This window comes from Streptomyces sp. NPDC047974, assembly GCF_040653375.1.
In the GTDB taxonomy this organism is placed as follows: Bacteria; Actinomycetota; Actinomycetes; order Streptomycetales; family Streptomycetaceae; genus Streptomyces.
Genome location: NZ_JBEZNU010000013.1, coordinates 1 through 15547, shown reverse-complemented (window position 1 = coordinate 15547; position 15547 = coordinate 1). Strand labels below are relative to the sequence as shown.

Sequence of the window (15547 nt, the reverse complement as noted above, 5' to 3'; positions counted from 1 at the left end):
GCGGCGGGCGGCCCACCACCGGTGCGGTCCGCCGTTGGGCCGGCCGGGGCGGCCGCTCACCCGTCAGGATCCCCGGGACCCCCGTGGGGAGCGGCGCCCGCCGGGTCGATCCGGTCGGTGCCGAGCCGGCGGGCGAGGGCCGGTTCCCGGGCGAGTACGGCTCCGATGGTGAAGGCGAAGGTCAGCGCGGCGCAGACGACGATCAGCCAGGACAGCAGGGTGAGGACCAGGCCGAGGGAGCCGTACTCGGCGAGGGCCCGGTTGAGGGCGCCCGGCATGTAGAGGCGGGCGGTGACGCCGAGCGCGGTGGAGGCGGCGGCGCCCAGCAGGGCCCCTGGCAGGAGCGGCAGCCAGGGGACGCGGTTGGCGAGCAGGAGGTGCTGGGTCCAGAGCCAGACGCCCGTGGCGAGGAGGAAGAAGAGCGGGACGCCGAGCCAGGCGCCGGCGCCGAAGCCGTCCCGGATCGGCGCCTGCAGGAACACGACGACGACCAGGGCGAGCAGCCAGACCGCCCACCGCCAGGCGGCGATCCGGGTCCCGGCCTTGGGCAGGCCCCAGGCGCGCTCGCAGACGCGGGCCATGGCCCGGCTGAAACTGGTGGCGGAGACCAGGGCGACGAGGGCTCCGACGGCGCCGGTGGTCTCCCGCACCGCGTCGTCGGCGGTCCGGTCGAAGACCTGCTGGAGCTCCTGGTCGGCGGCGCCGGTGAGGCCGAACATGGCGCGCAGCGACTCCCTGAGCTGGTCGCGGACCGGAGTGGGGGCGAAGGCGGCGAGGGCGAAGAGGAGAGGGATCGCGGCGAGGAAGGCCTGGGCGGCGAGGCGGGTGCCGGCGTCGAGGAGGTTGCCGCCGACGAGCCGTTCGGTGACCTCGGTCAGGACCGGGAAGCGCCGCTCGGCGCCGGCGCGCAGACTCCGCAGCCGGTTCACCCACGACATCGCGCCGCCTCCCGCCCCGCCTCGCCGGTCCTCCCGCCCATGGGACACCGCCGCCGCTCCCCCGGCCATCCGGCGACGGCCGAACGGGCGGCTCACCGCTCCCAGTAACGGGCCAGCGCGCCCTCCTTGTACGGGGCGGGGCTGACGCTCAGGTCGCCGGCGAAGGGCCGGTCCAGGACGAGGACGAGGAGCAGGCTGAAGCCGATCAGCGCGGCGACGGCGGCGACGAACAGCAGCTGGATCCGCAGCCGCCGCATCCCGTACAGGAAGGTCAGCGGGACGAGGACGAGCGCGCCGCCGAAGGCGAGGACCTGGAGCAGCGGCGGCAGTTCCTGCTCGGCCATGGTGATCCGGGCGCGGCGCTGGGCGGCGACGTCGTTGAGGTGGGAGACGGCCTCCTCGTAGAACACCTCCTCGCGCGGGGTCTTCGGGTCGTACGCCTGGAGCACCTCGAAGGCGTCGACGAGGCTGCGCTCGGTGGCGCCGTACCGCGGCAGGCCCTCGCGCATCAGCGGCCACTGCTGCTCGACGACGGTGTGGACGTAGTCGCTGAGCGCGGCGTCGAGCTCGGCCCGGACGGGCGGCGGGAAGGCGGCGGCGTCCCGGGCGATGAGGGCGACGTCGGTGGCCTCGGCGGCGACGATCGTCTGGGTGCTCTCCAGCTGGGTCCAGAGGGTGACGATGACGAAGGCGAGGATGATCCCGTAGATCGCGCCGAACATCCCGAGGGTCACGCCGACCATGTCGTTGTGTTCCCCCTCGGCGAGCGACGGGTGGCGGCGGCGGAGCAGCACGCTGCCCGCGACGGCGAACACGACGGTCCCGCCGACGAGGACGACGGCGAGGGTGAAGGAGCTGAAGTGGTTGAGCAGCCAGAGCGACATGGGCGCGGAGTCTAGGGAGCGGGCGCGCGGCCCCTGGACCACTACCGAGGCGTACGCCCCCGGCGCGGGGGGAGAGTGCACTCCATCGGGTGACGCGGCAGGACGGCCCGGTGACCACCGTGGGAGTACGGCGGCCACCGGGCCGGGTCAGGTCAGGTCAGGTCAGGTCAGACCGGGTCGGGTCGGGTCAGGTCAGTCGGGCGAGGAGGTCGGCGAAGAGTTCGGGCCGGTTCCAGTACCCGACGTGCGAGGTGGGCAGGGTGTGCACGTCGAAGGGGTGGTCGGGGGTGAGTGCGTCCGCCTTGCGGATCATGTGGTCCTGGACGGCCGGGGTGAGGCCGCGGTCGGCGGCGAGGCGGACGTAGGTGTGGGGGACCCTGCGCCAGGCCTCGGGCCGGATCAGCGCGCCCGCCTCCAGGACGGCGTGGTTCTCGTCCGCGTCGAGCGTGTCGAGGAAGTGGCGGAAGAGGGGATCGGGGGCGTCGGCCATGATGGCGGCCTTCAGCGCCGCGAAGGTCTCCGGGTCGGCGTGGGCGCGGCGCCAGTCGAGGCGGACGACTCCGGGGTCGCCGGCCGGGTCCTCGTGGGGGACGGCGATGCGGGCCGCCGCCGCGTCGAGCAGGTTGTCGTCGACGACGTCCCACGGCTCGGTGAGCATGGCGGGGTCCGCCAGGCAGAGCGCCGAGAGGTAGACGACCCGGTCGACGAGCTCGGGGGCGGCGTTGACGACGGCGGTGAGGGTGAGTCCGCCGAGGCTGTTGCCGGCGAGGACGACAGGGCCGTGGGCGGCGAGCCTCCGCAGGACGCCGACGACGTGCCGGACGTTGTCGGCGAGGGTGACGCCGCTCATCGGGGAGGGCTCGTGGGTGAGGTCGGCACGGTCCGCGCCGGGCCGGTGGTAGGCGGCGGGGCCGGTGGCCGTGTCGCCGTGACCGGGCAGGTCGACGGCGTACGAGCGGTGGCCGCGCAGGGCCAGCTCGTTGATGAGCGGGGTCCAGGCACGGGCGTTGCTGGAACCGCCGTGCACGAACACGAAGGTGGGGCGCTGGTCTGAGCGCATGGGAGGGATCCTCGTCATCCTGAGGCGAAACGGTGGACGCGTGGACCTCGGGACCGGCGGACGCGAAGGCGTGACGGCACGCAGGCGCGACAGCCCGCGGGCACGAAGGCGCGACAGCGCGCGAAGGCGCGCGGGAACCCGCGGGAGCGCGCCTGGGGAAGGCGCGGCTGCGGGCGCGCGGACGGGCCGGGGTGGGCCGGGACCGTGGTCAGCGTGCGGAACGGAGCCGGTTCGCGCGGAAGTTCGGGATGACGGAGCACATGGGGCCGACCGTAACAGCCCTCCCCCGTCCCGGCCACGTCTTTTCGGACTGGTAACTTCTACAACACTGTAGAAGTTCGACCGAGGGAGTGTGAGCCGACGATGGCGCTGTGGGACCGGATCAAGGAGTCCGCCTCGACCATGCAGACCCAGCTGACCGCACGGAAGAACGAACTGACCAGCGGGGCCTTCCGGGACGCGAGCATGGCGATGTGCGCGCTGGTCGCCGCGGCCGACGGGAGCGTGGACCCGGCCGAGCGGCGGCGGGTGGCCCAGCTGATCGCCGCCAACGAGGTGCTGCGGAACTTCGACGCGGCCGACCTCCAGCGGCGCTTCGACGCCCAGCTCGACCGGCTCGCCGCCGACTTCGACTTCGGGAAGGTCGCCGTCCTCCAGGAGGTCGCCAAGGCGGGGAAGAAGCCGGCCGAGGCACGGGCCGTCGTCCAGATCGGCATCGTCATCGGCGGGGCCGACGGCCACTTCGACCCCACCGAGCGGGCCGTCGTCCGCGAGGCCTGCTTCGCCCTCGGCCTGCCCCCGCACGAGTTCGACCTCTGAGCCGCACCCTCCGCGAGGGGCCGTCAGAGCGGGGTCGCCGCCTTGAGGACCGCGTAGAGCGTCAGCGCCGAGTTGGCCGAGGAGAGGGCCGAGACGGCGACGCCGACCACCGCGCCCCACAGGGCGAGGCCGACGGCGGTGCCGGCCGGCGGCCAGGCGCGCGGGGCGGGCGGCGGCGCGAGGAGCGCGGCGACCCGGCGCGGCACGGGCCCGGCGACGGCGAAGCCCGGCAGGGACGCGGGTCGCGCGCCGCCGGGGGCCAGCGCCGCCCGCCCGATGGCACGCGCCACCACGCGCCGGCTGCCGACCCGCGCGGCCGCCTCCTCGTCCGCCCACCGCTCGGCCGAGTACGTGACGGCCGTGCGCAGCGGGCGCAGGAACGGGTTGGCCGCCGCGGCGAGCCGCGCCACGAGCAGCAGCCGGTCGTGGCGCCCCGTCAGATGCGCCCTCTCGTGGGCGAAGAGGGCCCGCCGCTCGGCCGGGCCGAGCCGGTCGAGCATGCCCCGGCTGACCACGATCCGCCCGCGGGAGCGGCGCGCCGCCGCCGGCAGGGCGTACGCGTACGGCTCCGGGTCCGGCAGGACCGCGACCGGCCTGTCCGGCAGCCCGGCGAGCGCGCGGGCGGCCCGCCGGCGGACGCTCCGGTGGCGCAGCAGCACCCGGCCGCAGACCGCGACCAGCGCGAGGAGCGCCGGGATCGCCGCCCGGCCCGCGATCTCGTCGTAGGGCAGGGCGGCCCGCACCTCCGGGTCCGACCAGGCGTCGGGCAGCGGGTTGCCGGGCAGTTGGGCGGTGCCCACGACCATGAGGAGGGCGAGGCAGAGCGTGCTGCAGACGGCGAGCACGGCGGCGACGGCGGTGAGCAGCCGGGTCGCGGCGCGCGGGTGGAGCTGGTGCTCGGCGAGGCGCGCGACGGGCCAGGCGGTCAGCGGCAGCAGGAGCGGCAGGAAGACGAAGACGCCCATGGGATCACCCCTCCCCCGCCCCGTCGCCTCCTCTTTCCCTGTCGCCCGCCCCTCCCCCTTCCCCTGCTCCTTCGCCTTCCCCTTCTCCTGCTCCTTCGCCTTCCCCTTCTCCTTCCCCTTCGGCTTCCCCTTCTCCTTCGGCTTCCGCACCGGCCAGCAGGGCCCTCAGGAGCTGTTCGTCGGAAGCGGGGAGGGTGGTGACGAAGCGGGTGAGAACGGCCTGCCGGTCGCCCTCGCCGTCGAGCAGACGGCGCATGCGGAGCGCGACGAGCCCGGCCTCGTCGGCGACGGCGGTCCACTCGAAGGAGCGGCCGGCGCGCTCGCGGGCGACGGCGCCCTTGGCGTGGAGGCGGGTGAGGATGGTGATGACGGTGGTGTACGCGAGCCCCCCGCCGAGCCGTTCCCGCACCCGGCCCGCGGTGACCGGACCCCCGGCGGCCCGCACCGCCGCGAGGACCTGCGCCTCCAGCTCGCCCTGGCCGCGCCGGGGCGCGGCGCCGCCGGGTCCCGCCCCTTCGGCGTCCCGCTTCTTCATCCCTCGTCCGCCTTCCCGTTCCCGGCCGCTCGTCCGGGCCACCCGGGTGCCGTTCATCGTTCGGGGGGCGACCCTACCCGGTTCTTCTACGCCCCTGTAGATTGACGCGGGTCAGGACCCCGTCCCGTCTCCCGCCAGGAGTGTCACCCCATGTTCGGTCTGAGCGAGATCGCGATCCTGCTGGTCGTCGTCGCCCTGGTGGTCGGCGCGCGGAAGCTGCCGGAGCTGGCCCGCAACGCCGGCAAGGCGGCCCGGATCCTCAAGGCCGAGGCGCGGGAGATGAAGGCCGACGGCACCCACCGGGAGCCGACGGCGACCTACACGGTCAGGGACACCCCGGCCCCGGCCGGCGGCACTCCCGCCGCCGCCGAGAAGCACTGACGGAAGCACTGCCGGACGCACTGCCGGACGCACGGACGGAAGCGCGGCCGGACGCACGGACGGAAGCACCGGCAGGCGCACCGGCGGACGCACGGACGGAGGCGCCGACCGGGGCACTCGCCGAGACACCGGCCGCACGCGTCACGCGGCGGGGAGCGGCTCGGAGACCGACGCCAGGTAGCGGGCGTACTCGTCGAGCGCGGCCAGCGCCTGCTCGTCGTCGCGGTCGATCAGCCAGGTGAGGGTGAGGCCGTCGAGGACGCCGAGGCCGTGGCGGGCGAGGACCGCGAGGTCGACGGTCCAGGCGAGACCGGCCGCCCGGGCCATCGACTCCAGGTGGGCGCGGTTCACGTCCAGGTAGTGCCGGTACTGGCGGCGGGCCAGGTCGGCGAGGCCGGGGCGGCGCAGCGCGTACTGGGTGACCTCGTACGTGACCAGGTGCTCGTCCGGGCGGGCCAGGACCTGCTCCCAGTAGGCGTGGAGGACGGCGCGGACCTTCTCGAAGGGCGTGGCGCCCTCGGGGTGGGCGAGGTCGGCCGGCGGGAGGTTGCGCTCCATGATCCGCTCGATGACGGTCTGGAACAGCTCCTCCTTGGAGCGGAAGCAGTAGTGGAAGGCGCCGAGCGGCACCCCGGCCTCGGTGACGACGGCCCGGGTGGTGGCCTTGCCGACGCCGTCGCGGATCATGACCCGGATCGCCGCCTCCGCCAGCTGCTCGCGGCGCTCGGCGGCGGAGAGTCGGGGCATGGCGCGGGCTCCTCGGGGAGGGTGGGGACGGCGGGCCGGGTCAACGTACCGCAGGGGCCGCGTCGGGGCCCCGGGTCGAGGCCCTACAGGAAGGCCATGCCCTCGCCCCGGTAGGTGGGGACGGCGTCGACGATCCGGTCGTGCTCCACGAGGTGGAGGGTGTCGACCCGCTCGCACAGCTCGCCCGCCTTGGCGTGCCGGAACCAGACGCGGTCACCGACCCGGAGGGTGTCGGCCGCCGGTCCGGTCAGCGGGGTCTGCACCTCGCCCGCGCCCTCGGCGCCGAGCATCCGCAGCCCGGCCGGGTGGACGGGGACGGGGAGCCGGTCGGGGCCGGGCGCGCCGGAGGCCGCCCACCCGCCGCCGAGGACGGTGACGGTGCCGGGGGCGGGGCGGCGGACCACGGCGAGCGCGAAGAAGGCGGCGGGCAGCGGGCTGAAGCCCCGGTAGTGGTCGAAGAGCGCGGGGGCGTAGAGCCCGGAGCCGGCACCGAGCTCGGTGACGGCGGGCTCGGCGGAGGTGGACTCCAGGCTGCCGGTGCCGCCGCCGTTCACGAACTCCAGCGGCGCCACCTCCCGCACGGCGCGGACGGCGGCGGCCCGGCGGGCGCGCAGTTCGCGGGCGGAGAGCTGCTGGACCACGCGGACGGCGGCGCGCATCGGCCGGGCCTGGGTCGGCTGGTCGTCGCCGACGCCCGCGATCTGGCCCTCGTACGCCATGACGCCGACGAGCCGCAGCCGCGTCCTGGCGACGACGGCGCGGGCCAGCGCCGCCGCCTGCGCGGGGGCGTGCAGCGGGGAGCGGCGCATGCCGAGGTGGACACGGCCGCCGAGCAGGCGGAGGGAGGCGTCGAGGTCGAGGCAGACCCGCACGGGCGGCCCGGAGGGGCCGATCGCCGCGGTGAGGAGGTCGAGCTGTTCGGGCGAGTCGACCATGACGGTGACGCGGGCGGCGGTGTCCTCGTCGGCGGCGAGGCGGCGCAGCGCGTCGGTGTCGGCGGTGGGGTAGCCGACGAGGACGTCGACGGCGGGGTCCCGGGCGGCGAGCCAGAGGGCCTCGGGAAGGGTGAAGGCGAGGACGCCGGAGAAGCCGGGGTGGGTGAGGACCTCGTCGATGAGGGCGCGGCAGCGGAGCGACTTGCTGGCGAGGCGGATCGGTTTGCCGCCGGCGCGGCGGGCCATCTGGGCGGCGTTGGCGCGCAGGGCGCCCAGGTCGACGACGGCGAAGGGCGGCTGGAGGCCGGCGGTCGCCTTCTCCAGGTCGGCGAAGCCGGCGGGGCGCGGGACGGGCACGGCGGCGGTGGCCGCGGCGTCGGGGCGGGCGCTTGCCATGGTGGGCGGCCTTTCGTGGACCTGCTCGTGGACCTGTCCGGGGACCCGCTCGGGGACCCGTTCAGGGACCCGTTCAGGGACCCGCTCGGGGACCCGTTCAGGGACCTGCTCGGGGACCCGTTCAGGGACCTGGTCGTGGACCTGTTCGTGGACCTGCGGACCCGTTCGTGAACCCGCTCGGGGACCGTGCGCGGCTTCTCCGGAACCGGTGGCGACGCCGTCACGGTCTCTTGGTCGTCCGTCCAAGTCAAGACTCCGCGACCCTTGACTTGGACGGTTGTCCAAGTCCACCCTTCCGGACAATGAGAACCGGCGGTAACCCGCCACACCGGCCGAAGGGACCGCCCGGCATGAGCAGCAGCGAGAACGGCGCCGTCTGGCGCAACTGGGCCGGGAACGAGGAGGCCCGCCCCCGGCGGGTGCTGCACCCGGCGAGCACCGAGGACGTCGCGGCGGCCGTGAAGGACGCGGTGCGGGACGGGCTGCGGGTCAAGGCGATCGGCGCGGGCCACTCCTTCAGCGGCGTCGCCGTCGCCCCCGGCGTGCAGCTCCGCCTCGACCGGCTCGACGCGGCCGTCTCCGTGGACGCGGAGACCGGGCTCGTCACCGTCGGCGCCGGCATGCCGCTGTGGAAGCTGAACCCGCTGCTCGCCTCGCACGGCCTCGCCCTGGAGAACATGGGCGACATCGACCGGCAGACGGTCTCGGGCGCGATCTCCACCGGCACCCACGGCTCCGGCGTCCGCTTCGGCGGCATCGCCACCCAGGTCCGGGCGCTCGAACTCGTCCTCGCCGACGGGTCGGTGACGGTCTGTTCGGAGACCGAGCGGCCGGAGCTCTTCGCGGCGGCCCGGGTCGGCCTCGGGGCGCTCGGGATCCTCACCAAGGTCACCCTCCAGACCGTCCCGCTGTACGCCCTGCACGCCCGGGACGCCTCGATGCCGGTGGCGGAGACCCTCGGCCGGCTCGACGAACTCGTGGCGGACAACGACCACTTCGAGTTCTTCTGGTTCCCGCACAGCGAGACCACGCTCACCCGCCGCTTCCGCCGGCTGCCCGGCGACACGCCCCTCTCCCCCATCGGCGGCTTCTCCCGGCACCTCGACGAGGCCGTGAGCGGCCCCGCCTTCGAGGCGCTGAACCGGCTCGGCACCCGGGTGCCCCGCCTGGTGCCGCCGATCACCCGCTTCGCCGCCCGCGCGATGTCCTCCCGGTCCTGGACGGACCACGCGTACCGGATCTTCGCCTCGGTGCGCGACGTCCGCTTCCACGAGGGCGAGTTCGCGATCCCCCGCGCCCACGCGGCCGAGGCGCTGCGCGAGCTGAGGAAGTGGATCGACGCCCGCGGCGAGCCGGTGTCGTTCCCGCTGGAGGTCCGCTTCACCGCCGCCGACGACATCTGGCTCTCCACCGCGCAGGGCCGGGAGAGCTGCTACATCGCCTTCCACCAGTACCACCGGATGCCGTACCGCCGGTACTTCGACGCCTGCCAGAAGATCCTGGGCTCCTACGGCGGCCGCCCGCACTGGGGCAAGATGCACGACCTCGGCGCGGCGGAGCTGCGTCCCCGCTACGAGCGCTTCGACGACTTCGTGGCCCTGCGGAACTCCCTCGACCCCTCCGGCGTCCTCTCCAATCCGTACCTCGACCGCGTCCTCGGCGCACCTCCGGCGGCGGGCTGACCCCCGGCGCCGCGCGGTGGCACACTGACCCGGTCTGCCGAAGGAGTACCACCGTGTCCGTGATCCAGCGCCTGCGCACCGCCGTCCGCCGGACCTACCGCCGCACCGTGGACCTGAGCCACCCGGCGCGCTCGCCGCTCGGCAGCGCGGTCGTCAACTGCGTGGTGTACGCCGACGGCGTGCGCCGTACCGTCCGGGGCGGCGGCGCGGAGGAGGCGCTGCGGCATGTGCGGCGCACCGGCGACGGCTTCGTGTGGATCGGCCTGCACGAGCCGGCGGAGAAGGAGCTGACCGTCCTCGCCGAGCTCTTCGGCCTGCACCCGCTGGCCGTCGAGGACGCCGTCCACGCCCATCAGCGCCCCAAGATCGAGGAGTACGACGGTGTGCTCTTCGCCGTCCTGAAGACGGTCCGGTACGTCGAGCACGAGGAGCTCACGGCGACCAGCGAGGTGGTGGAGACCGGCGAGCTGATGGCCTTCGTCGGCCCCGACTTCGTCATCACCGTCCGACACGGCGGGCACGGTTCCCTCGGTCCCCTGCGCGAGGCCCTGGAGGAGCTGCCCGAGCAGTTGACCAAGGGCCCGTCGGCGGTGCTGCACGCCGTCGTCGACCACGTGGTCGACGACTACCTCGCCGTCGCGGACGCGGTGCAGACCGACCTCGACGCGATCGAGAACGCGGTCTTCTCCGCGCAGGCCGACCGCCGCGACGCGGGCCGGATCTACCAGCTCAAGCGGGAGCTGCTCGAACTGCGCCGGGCCGTCGCCCCGCTCGCCCGCCCGCTGACGGCGCTCGCGACCCGGCCGATGCCGCTGGTGGACCCGGAGATCCGGGCGTACTTCCGGGACGTCACCGACCACCTCTCCCGCGTGACCGAGCAGATCGCCTCGTACGACACCCTGCTCGACTCGGTGCTGCAGGCGCACCTGGCGCAGGTGACGGTGGCGCAGAACGAGGACATGCGGAAGATCACCGCGTGGGCGGCGATCGTGGCCGTGCCGACGATGGTCTGCGGGGTCTACGGCATGAACTTCGACCACATGCCGGAGCTGCGCTGGACGTACGGCTACCCGCTGGTCCTCGGGGTGATCGCGACGGCGTGCTACGTCATCCACCGCGGCTTCCGGCGCAACGGCTGGCTGTAGGAGCCGGACCCCGGGACGGAGCGTGACGCGGGGCCGCGCCCCGGGGGCGCGGCGTAGGGGTGCGAGACGACCGGAAAGGCGCCGCGAGCGGCGGATATGAGAGGTTTGCTCCGTTCATCCGATCGACGGGCGGCGGAGAGGTGCGGCACGGCATGGCGCGGTGGGACGGGACGGGGACGGCGGCGGGCCCGGAGGGGGACGCGCGGCCGGCGGACGACGAGGCCCGCTGGTTCCGGGTCCTGCTCCACGTGGGCTTCTTCCTGCTGCTCGGCTCCTCGCTGACCCGCTTCCTGATGCGGCACACCGGCGAGGGGATCGCCCCCTGGGTGGTCGCCCTCGCCGCCCTGCTCGCGGTGCTGTACGTGGCCGAGCCCGCCCTCGCCGACGACCGGGCCCGGCGGCACGTGTGGCTCGGCACCTGCGCGGCGACCTGGATCGCGCTGGTCTTCCTGGCCCCGAGCTTCGCCTGGTGCTCGATCCCGCTCTTCTACCTCGGGCTGCGCGATCTACGGCCGCCGGTCGCCGCTTGCTTCATCGGGCTGCTCACGGTCGTCTCGGTCACCGCGCAGCTGCGGCTCGCGGGCCGCTTCGAGTTCGACATCCTGCTCGCGCCGCCGGCGATCGCCGCCCTCTGCGTCGCCGTCTTCGTCCGCATGGACCAGCAGACCCGGCGGCAGCGCGAGCTCATCGCCGACCTCGTCCGCACCCGCAGGGAGCTCGCCGCCACCGAGCGCCGCGAGGGCACCCTCGCCGAGCGGCAGCGGCTCTCCATGGAGATCCACGACACCCTCGCCCAGGGCCTGTCCAGCCAGCAGATGCTGCTCCAGGCCGCCGACCGCACCTGGCGGTCGGACCCCGAGACGGCCCACCGGCACGTGCGCGCGGCCACCGCGATCGCCGAGCACAACCTCACCGAGGCCCGCCGCTTCGTCCACGACCTGGCCCCCGCCGACCTCGCCGGGGGCGGCGGCCTGGACGAGGCCCTGCGCACCCTGGCCCGCCGGGAGTCCACCGGCGGCCTCGCCGTCCGCTGTCACATCGAGGGCGTTCCGGCCCGCCGCCTGCCGGACCGGGTCCAGTCGGCGCTGCTGCGGATCGCGCAGGGCGCGCTCGCCAACGTGCGGGAGCACGCGGACGCCCGTACCGCCGCGCTCACCCTCACCTACCTCGACGACCAGGTCGTCCTGGACGTCGCCGACGACGGCCGGGGCTTCGACCCGGCGGCGGTCGGCGCGGGCGGCGGCGTCCGGGGCCACGGGCTGCCGGCGATCCGCACCCGGGCCCGCCAGCTGGGCGGCACCCTGACGGTCGAGTCGGCCCCGGGCGAGGGCACGGTCCTGTCGGCCGCCGTCCCCCTGACCGCGCCCTGACCGCTCCCCGGCGGACCCGCTCCCGGTCAGGCCGCGGGAGCGCCGCCCGGGTAGGCGACCCGCGCGGTGATGCGGGCGATCCGCCGCGCGGACTCCTCGGGCGGTGCGACGGGCTGGACGATGTGGCTGACGGTGAGCCGCACGATGGTCTCGACCGCGAGCCCCCGCGACTCCTCGTCCACATCGGGCCAGGCCTCGATCGCGTACGCGTCGAGCAGCGTCATCGCGGTCCCGAAGACGGGCTCGGTGCGCGTGGTCAGGTACGCGAGCAGATCGGCGTCCGCCCCGCCCCGGGCGGCAAGGAGCACGCTCTTGATCAGCGGATTGTCGACGGCCTGCTGGAGGGTGTACCGCACCCCGGCCCGCGCGGCCCGCTCCAGCTGCCCCCGGTGCGCGTCCAGCTCCCGCTGGATCCCCACCAGGAAACGCTCCAGCTCGCGCTGCACGAGCGCCCCGCCGATGGCCTCCTTGGACCCGAACTCGTTGTAGAGCGTCTGCCGGCTGATCCCCGCGGCCCGCGCGATGGCGGTCATCCGCAGCACGCCCCACCCGTCGGCCGCCACGAGCCCGTAGGCGGCATCGAGCACCTGCTCCCGGAGCAGGGACCGAACACTCTCACGGAAACTGGTCATCGTGCCCCCACCATAGACGCGCGGCGGGGTCGCCGAGGTGACGGACTATGCCGCTTCCGCGCGGTCGGCGAGAAGTCGCCGGTACCAGCTCAGGTGGCGGGGGAAGACGGCGGTGAAGCCGGGGCCCGGGCCGCGGCCGAAGTCGGTCCAGGGGCGCTCGTCGGCGAACCAGTGGTCGAGGCCGAACATCTCCAGGTGGTGCGCGGCGAGCGGGTTCCCGGCCAGCAGCGTCCGGGCCTCGGCGAACTCCACGGCGGGACCCCGGGCGGCCCGCACCGGCTCCGGGAGCAGGGGCTCGACGGCGGCGAGCAGCTCGTCGTCGGAGACCGGGTCCGGGTGGGCGAGGTAGTACGCGCCGGGCCCGGTGGCCGGGGAGAGCGCGGCGCCGAGCAGGGCGCCCGCCAGGCTCTCCACCTCGATGAGCGAGTGGAGCGAACCGCTGCCGACGAGCGGCCCGGGCAGCGCGGCGAGCAGCGTCAGGATCCCGGGGACCACCTGCCGGTCCCCGGTCCCGTAGACGAGGTGCGGGCGCAGGACGGTGCCGCTGGCGTCCAGGACGTACCGCTCGCCCGCGGCGCGGGTCCGGCTGGTCGCCGACACGGGGGCGAGCGGAAGGGTGCCGGGGGCGGCGGCGCGGAAGGGTCCCCGGCCGTGCACGGAGGCGGTGCTGAGGGAGACGATCCGGCCGACTCCGGCCCGGCGGGCGGCGTCGACGAGCGCGCGGGTGCCGTGCTCGTTGACGTCCCGCAGGAGCTCCTCCTCGCCGCCGATCGCGGAGGCGCAGTGGATGACGGCGTCGACCCCTTCGCAGGCCCGGCGCAGGCTCCCGGCGTCCCGGACGTCGCCCTGGACGGTCTCGACGACGGGACCGCCGGCGGGGGCGTCCGGGTGCGCGGCGGGGGCCGCGTCCGGGTTCCTGACGAGCAGGCGCACCCGGTCGAGATCGGGGTGCGCGGCGGCAGCGGCGGCGACCCGGCCGCCGATGAAGCCGGTGGCGCCGGTGACGAGGAGGCGGGTTCCCATGACGATCTTCCGGTGAGAGGGCGGACGCGGCCGGGCGGTCAGCCGGCGAGGCGGCGGTCGACGTCGGCGAGCGCGACGGCGCCGGTCGGCGAGGAGAAGGTGCAGGTGAAGACGGACTGGCCGTCCTGGCGCCCGGAGACCCGCACGGCGTACGTCTCGGGGTCGAGGGCGGGGACCGTCTCTGCCGTGATCCAGCACGGGGTGTCGAGCTCGGCGTAGCGGTGGAAGGAGACGTTCATCACCGAGGGGAAGAACTTCTCGGACCCGACGGTGGCGTGCGCGGCCTGGCGGGCCGCCTCCAGGAGCAGCATGCCGGGGACGTGGTCGTTGGGGCGGCGGAAGAGCGTGGGGTGGCCGGTGTCGATGCGCAGCTGCCACTGGCCGGGCAGGGGGCCCGCTCCGAGGACCACGTCCTCGGGCCGCGCCCGGCCGACCGACTGGGGGTCGATTCCGGATATCAGCGGCACCGGCCGGCCGAGGAGGGCCAGCTGGGGGCCGCGGATCCGGCGGTACGCGGCGGCGGAGGTGCAGCTCGCCACACCACGCCCGGTCGCCACGAGGCGTCCGTCCCGGGTGAGGACCGTGGTGGTGCGCAGCGCCCGCAGCCCCCGGCCCCGGCCGCGGACGTCGGAGAGGATCACGTCGACGGTGAGGTCGGTGTCGCCGTCGTCCACCAGGAGGGCGTCGGGCTCGGCGTCGTAGGAGAGGTCCCAGAGGACGAACTGCGACTCGACGGGGACGTCGTACTCGGCGTGGGCGATGAGCATCGTCGCCTGGCGTATGGTCTCGGCGACCAGAATCGGATCGTGCCGGTCGCCATCGACCGGGGAGAAGAAGGGATGCCCGGTGGACCAGGCGGCGGATACGGAGAAGCGATTCTCCGCGAGCTGCGTCCAGCCGGTGGGGATGATGTCCAGGGGATCGTGCCGGTGGACGAACTCTCCCGGGACGCTCGTCCCCGTCTCCCCCTGTGGATTCTGCCGGTCCATGCCTGTTCCCCCCGTGGCCCTACCCCCCGAGCCTCTTGCCCGGCCCGGCGTAGGGTACGTACGTTCCGGTTTCTTTTTCAATGCTTCACGTCACACGGCGAAAGCACACAGTGAGACAGCGGGAGGGCCCTGTGGCGCAACAAGCGCGTGCCATCCGAACACGACGGACGATCCTCGAAGCAGCCGCCACCGTCTTCGCGGAGCGCGGATACGAGCGGGCCACCGTCGGGGAGATCCTCGCGCGCGCCGGAGTGACCAAGGGTGCGCTGTATTTTCACTTTGCGTCCAAGGAAGAGGTCGCGATGGGCGTCCTCGACGCCCAGCTGCTCGACGAGCCGCTCACTCCGCAGGAGGTCAAGCTCCAGGAGCTCATAGACCAGGGCTTCCTGCTCGCCCACCGCCTGCAGCACGACCCGCTGGTGCAGGCGAGCGTCGCGCTCGCCCTGGACAGCGGAGCGGTGAGTGTCAACCGCGCCATCCCGTTCCAGGCCTGGGTCGACCAGGTCTCGGACATCCTCACCGTGGCGCGGGCGCGCGGCGAGCTGCTCCGCCATGTCAATGTGACGGACACGGCCGAACTGTTCTCCGGAGCGTTCACCGGAATCCAGACGATGTCCGCCGTACTGTGCGATCGCAATGATCTTCCTCATCGGACGACGGTGCTGATGAAGCATCTGATCCCGTCGATATGCACGCCGTCGATCCTGCTGGAGCTGGACATGAGCGCGGAGCGGGGGCGGGCCCTCGCGGCCGAGTACGAGGCGGGGCGGCACCGTCGGGACGATGTCCCGGCCGACATCCACGCGTAACCGGAGCACCCGACAAAAACATACCGACCGGTCTTGTCTGCGCCCCGACGGCACTCCGCCGTCGGGGCGCTCTGGCATCATGGCACTGAGTGTGTTTTGCTGAGGGTACTCAGTGCCACAAGCATTCCAGGGAGCTCGAAACCATGGGCAAGGACTTCGACCTGTACCGGACGTCCGAGGAGCACGAGATGCTCCGGGAGTCGGTGCGTGCGCTGGCGGAGGCGAAGATCGCTCCGT

17 protein-coding genes are annotated in these 15547 nt (G+C 74.3%); 7 read left to right on the top strand and 10 right to left on the bottom strand.

The genetic code is table 11. From position 1 onward, the window contains the following. Positions 1-56: 56 nt before the first annotated feature. The 3 genes from AB0E19_RS19535 to AB0E19_RS19525 all read right to left on the bottom strand — a co-directional run bounded on the left by AB0E19_RS19535 (position 57) and on the right by AB0E19_RS19525 (position 2882). Entirely contained in the window at positions 57-938 is an 882-nt protein-coding gene (locus tag AB0E19_RS19535; RefSeq protein WP_362181332.1) for a YhjD/YihY/BrkB family envelope integrity protein, read from the bottom strand. 92 nt (positions 939-1030) lie between these two features. Then, complete coding sequence (locus AB0E19_RS19530) at positions 1031-1822, bottom strand: DUF4239 domain-containing protein (protein WP_362181329.1); 792 nt, start codon at positions 1820-1822, stop codon at positions 1031-1033. 187 nt (positions 1823-2009) lie between these two features. Further along, positions 2010-2882, bottom strand: a complete 873-nt coding sequence (locus AB0E19_RS19525; protein WP_362181326.1) for an alpha/beta fold hydrolase — start codon at positions 2880-2882, stop codon at positions 2010-2012. A gap of 363 nt (positions 2883-3245) precedes the next feature. Here AB0E19_RS19525 and AB0E19_RS19520 point away from each other — a divergent pair, with 363 nt between their 5' ends. Beyond that, positions 3246-3701: a tellurite resistance TerB family protein gene (locus tag AB0E19_RS19520; protein ID WP_362181323.1), complete on the top strand. Its 456-nt coding sequence runs from the start codon at positions 3246-3248 to the stop codon at positions 3699-3701. Positions 3702-3724: 23 nt separating this feature from the next. Here the strand turns inward: AB0E19_RS19520 and AB0E19_RS19515 are convergent, their stop codons facing one another. Together AB0E19_RS19515 and AB0E19_RS19510 are read right to left on the bottom strand one after the other, a co-directional pair. Continuing rightward, positions 3725-4666 carry a M56 family metallopeptidase gene (locus AB0E19_RS19515; RefSeq protein WP_362181320.1) on the bottom strand — a complete coding sequence of 314 codons (942 nt, stop codon included), beginning with the start codon at positions 4664-4666 and terminating at the stop codon, positions 3725-3727. 4 nt (positions 4667-4670) lie between these two features. After that, complete coding sequence (locus AB0E19_RS19510) at positions 4671-5201, bottom strand: BlaI/MecI/CopY family transcriptional regulator (RefSeq protein ID WP_362181317.1); 531 nt, start codon at positions 5199-5201, stop codon at positions 4671-4673. Between the two features lie 150 nt (positions 5202-5351). Between AB0E19_RS19510 and AB0E19_RS19505 the strand changes: the two genes are divergently transcribed. Continuing rightward, positions 5352-5582 carry a twin-arginine translocase TatA/TatE family subunit gene (locus tag AB0E19_RS19505; protein ID WP_362181313.1) on the top strand — a complete coding sequence of 77 codons (231 nt, stop codon included), beginning with the start codon at positions 5352-5354 and terminating at the stop codon, positions 5580-5582. Positions 5583-5723: 141 nt separating this feature from the next. Here AB0E19_RS19505 and AB0E19_RS19500 read toward each other — a convergent pair whose 3' ends face one another. Both AB0E19_RS19500 and AB0E19_RS19495 read right to left on the bottom strand, forming a co-directional pair. Further along, positions 5724-6329 carry a TetR/AcrR family transcriptional regulator gene (locus AB0E19_RS19500; RefSeq protein WP_360610817.1) on the bottom strand — a complete coding sequence of 202 codons (606 nt, stop codon included), beginning with the start codon at positions 6327-6329 and terminating at the stop codon, positions 5724-5726. 83 nt (positions 6330-6412) lie between these two features. Then, the gene (locus AB0E19_RS19495) at positions 6413-7660 is read right to left on the bottom strand and encodes an alanine racemase (protein WP_362181309.1); all 1248 of its coding nucleotides are present in this window, start codon (positions 7658-7660) and stop codon (positions 6413-6415) included. A gap of 15 nt (positions 7661-7675) precedes the next feature. Between AB0E19_RS19495 and AB0E19_RS19490 the strand changes: the two genes are divergently transcribed. The 4 genes from AB0E19_RS19490 to AB0E19_RS19475 all read left to right on the top strand — a co-directional run bounded on the left by AB0E19_RS19490 (position 7676) and on the right by AB0E19_RS19475 (position 11857). Continuing rightward, positions 7676-7831, top strand: a complete 156-nt coding sequence (locus tag AB0E19_RS19490) for a hypothetical protein (RefSeq protein WP_362181307.1) — start codon at positions 7676-7678, stop codon at positions 7829-7831. Positions 7832-8010: 179 nt separating this feature from the next. After that, positions 8011-9342 (top strand): D-arabinono-1,4-lactone oxidase, encoded by a 1332-nt coding sequence (locus AB0E19_RS19485; protein WP_362181304.1) that lies wholly within the window; start codon positions 8011-8013, stop codon positions 9340-9342. Positions 9343-9395: 53 nt separating this feature from the next. Continuing rightward, entirely contained in the window at positions 9396-10487 is a 1092-nt protein-coding gene (locus tag AB0E19_RS19480; protein WP_362181301.1) for a magnesium and cobalt transport protein CorA, read from the top strand. 152 nt (positions 10488-10639) lie between these two features. After that, positions 10640-11857 (top strand): sensor histidine kinase, encoded by a 1218-nt coding sequence (locus AB0E19_RS19475; protein ID WP_362181298.1) that lies wholly within the window; start codon positions 10640-10642, stop codon positions 11855-11857. A 26-nt stretch (positions 11858-11883) separates the two neighbouring features. Here the strand turns inward: AB0E19_RS19475 and AB0E19_RS19470 are convergent, their stop codons facing one another. Genes AB0E19_RS19470 through AB0E19_RS19460 form a run of 3 tightly spaced genes read right to left on the bottom strand, consistent with a single transcriptional unit; the run spans position 11884 to position 14501 of the window. Further along, a complete protein-coding gene (locus tag AB0E19_RS19470; protein ID WP_362181295.1) occupies positions 11884-12489 on the bottom strand; it encodes a TetR family transcriptional regulator in 606 nt (201 codons plus the stop codon). A gap of 45 nt (positions 12490-12534) precedes the next feature. Continuing rightward, complete coding sequence (locus AB0E19_RS19465; RefSeq protein WP_362181292.1) at positions 12535-13512, bottom strand: NAD-dependent epimerase/dehydratase family protein; 978 nt, start codon at positions 13510-13512, stop codon at positions 12535-12537. A 38-nt stretch (positions 13513-13550) separates the two neighbouring features. Further along, on the bottom strand, positions 13551-14501 hold the full coding sequence (locus tag AB0E19_RS19460; RefSeq protein ID WP_362181289.1) for a ScbA/BarX family gamma-butyrolactone biosynthesis protein: 951 nt from the start codon (positions 14499-14501) through the stop codon (positions 13551-13553). A gap of 131 nt (positions 14502-14632) precedes the next feature. On the opposite strand from AB0E19_RS19460, the gene AB0E19_RS19455 reads away from it, so the two are divergent. Next, positions 14633-15310 carry a ScbR family autoregulator-binding transcription factor gene (locus tag AB0E19_RS19455; protein WP_362181286.1) on the top strand — a complete coding sequence of 226 codons (678 nt, stop codon included), beginning with the start codon at positions 14633-14635 and terminating at the stop codon, positions 15308-15310. Positions 15311-15547 lie beyond the last annotated feature (237 nt).

Bases quoted from the DNA above. Each gene is read 5' to 3' on its own strand.
- AB0E19_RS19535 (WP_362181332.1), bottom strand. From the start codon at position 938: ATGTCGTGGGTGAACCGGCTGCGGAGTCTGCGCGCCGGCGCCGAGCGG.
- AB0E19_RS19530 (WP_362181329.1), bottom strand. From the start codon at position 1,822: ATGTCGCTCTGGCTGCTCAACCACTTCAGCTCCTTCACCCTCGCCGTC.
- AB0E19_RS19525 (WP_362181326.1), bottom strand. From the start codon at position 2,882: ATGCGCTCAGACCAGCGCCCCACCTTCGTGTTCGTGCACGGCGGTTCC.
- AB0E19_RS19520 (WP_362181323.1), top strand. From the start codon at position 3,246: ATGGCGCTGTGGGACCGGATCAAGGAGTCCGCCTCGACCATGCAGACC.
- AB0E19_RS19515 (WP_362181320.1), bottom strand. From the start codon at position 4,666: ATGGGCGTCTTCGTCTTCCTGCCGCTCCTGCTGCCGCTGACCGCCTGG.
- AB0E19_RS19510 (WP_362181317.1), bottom strand. From the start codon at position 5,201: ATGAAGAAGCGGGACGCCGAAGGGGCGGGACCCGGCGGCGCCGCGCCC.
- AB0E19_RS19505 (WP_362181313.1), top strand. From the start codon at position 5,352: ATGTTCGGTCTGAGCGAGATCGCGATCCTGCTGGTCGTCGTCGCCCTG.
- AB0E19_RS19500 (WP_360610817.1), bottom strand. From the start codon at position 6,329: ATGCCCCGACTCTCCGCCGCCGAGCGCCGCGAGCAGCTGGCGGAGGCG.
- AB0E19_RS19495 (WP_362181309.1), bottom strand. From the start codon at position 7,660: ATGGCAAGCGCCCGCCCCGACGCCGCGGCCACCGCCGCCGTGCCCGTC.
- AB0E19_RS19485 (WP_362181304.1), top strand. From the start codon at position 8,011: ATGAGCAGCAGCGAGAACGGCGCCGTCTGGCGCAACTGGGCCGGGAAC.
- AB0E19_RS19475 (WP_362181298.1), top strand. From the start codon at position 10,640: ATGGCGCGGTGGGACGGGACGGGGACGGCGGCGGGCCCGGAGGGGGAC.
- AB0E19_RS19470 (WP_362181295.1), bottom strand. From the start codon at position 12,489: ATGACCAGTTTCCGTGAGAGTGTTCGGTCCCTGCTCCGGGAGCAGGTG.
- AB0E19_RS19465 (WP_362181292.1), bottom strand. From the start codon at position 13,512: ATGGGAACCCGCCTCCTCGTCACCGGCGCCACCGGCTTCATCGGCGGC.
- AB0E19_RS19460 (WP_362181289.1), bottom strand. From the start codon at position 14,501: ATGGACCGGCAGAATCCACAGGGGGAGACGGGGACGAGCGTCCCGGGA.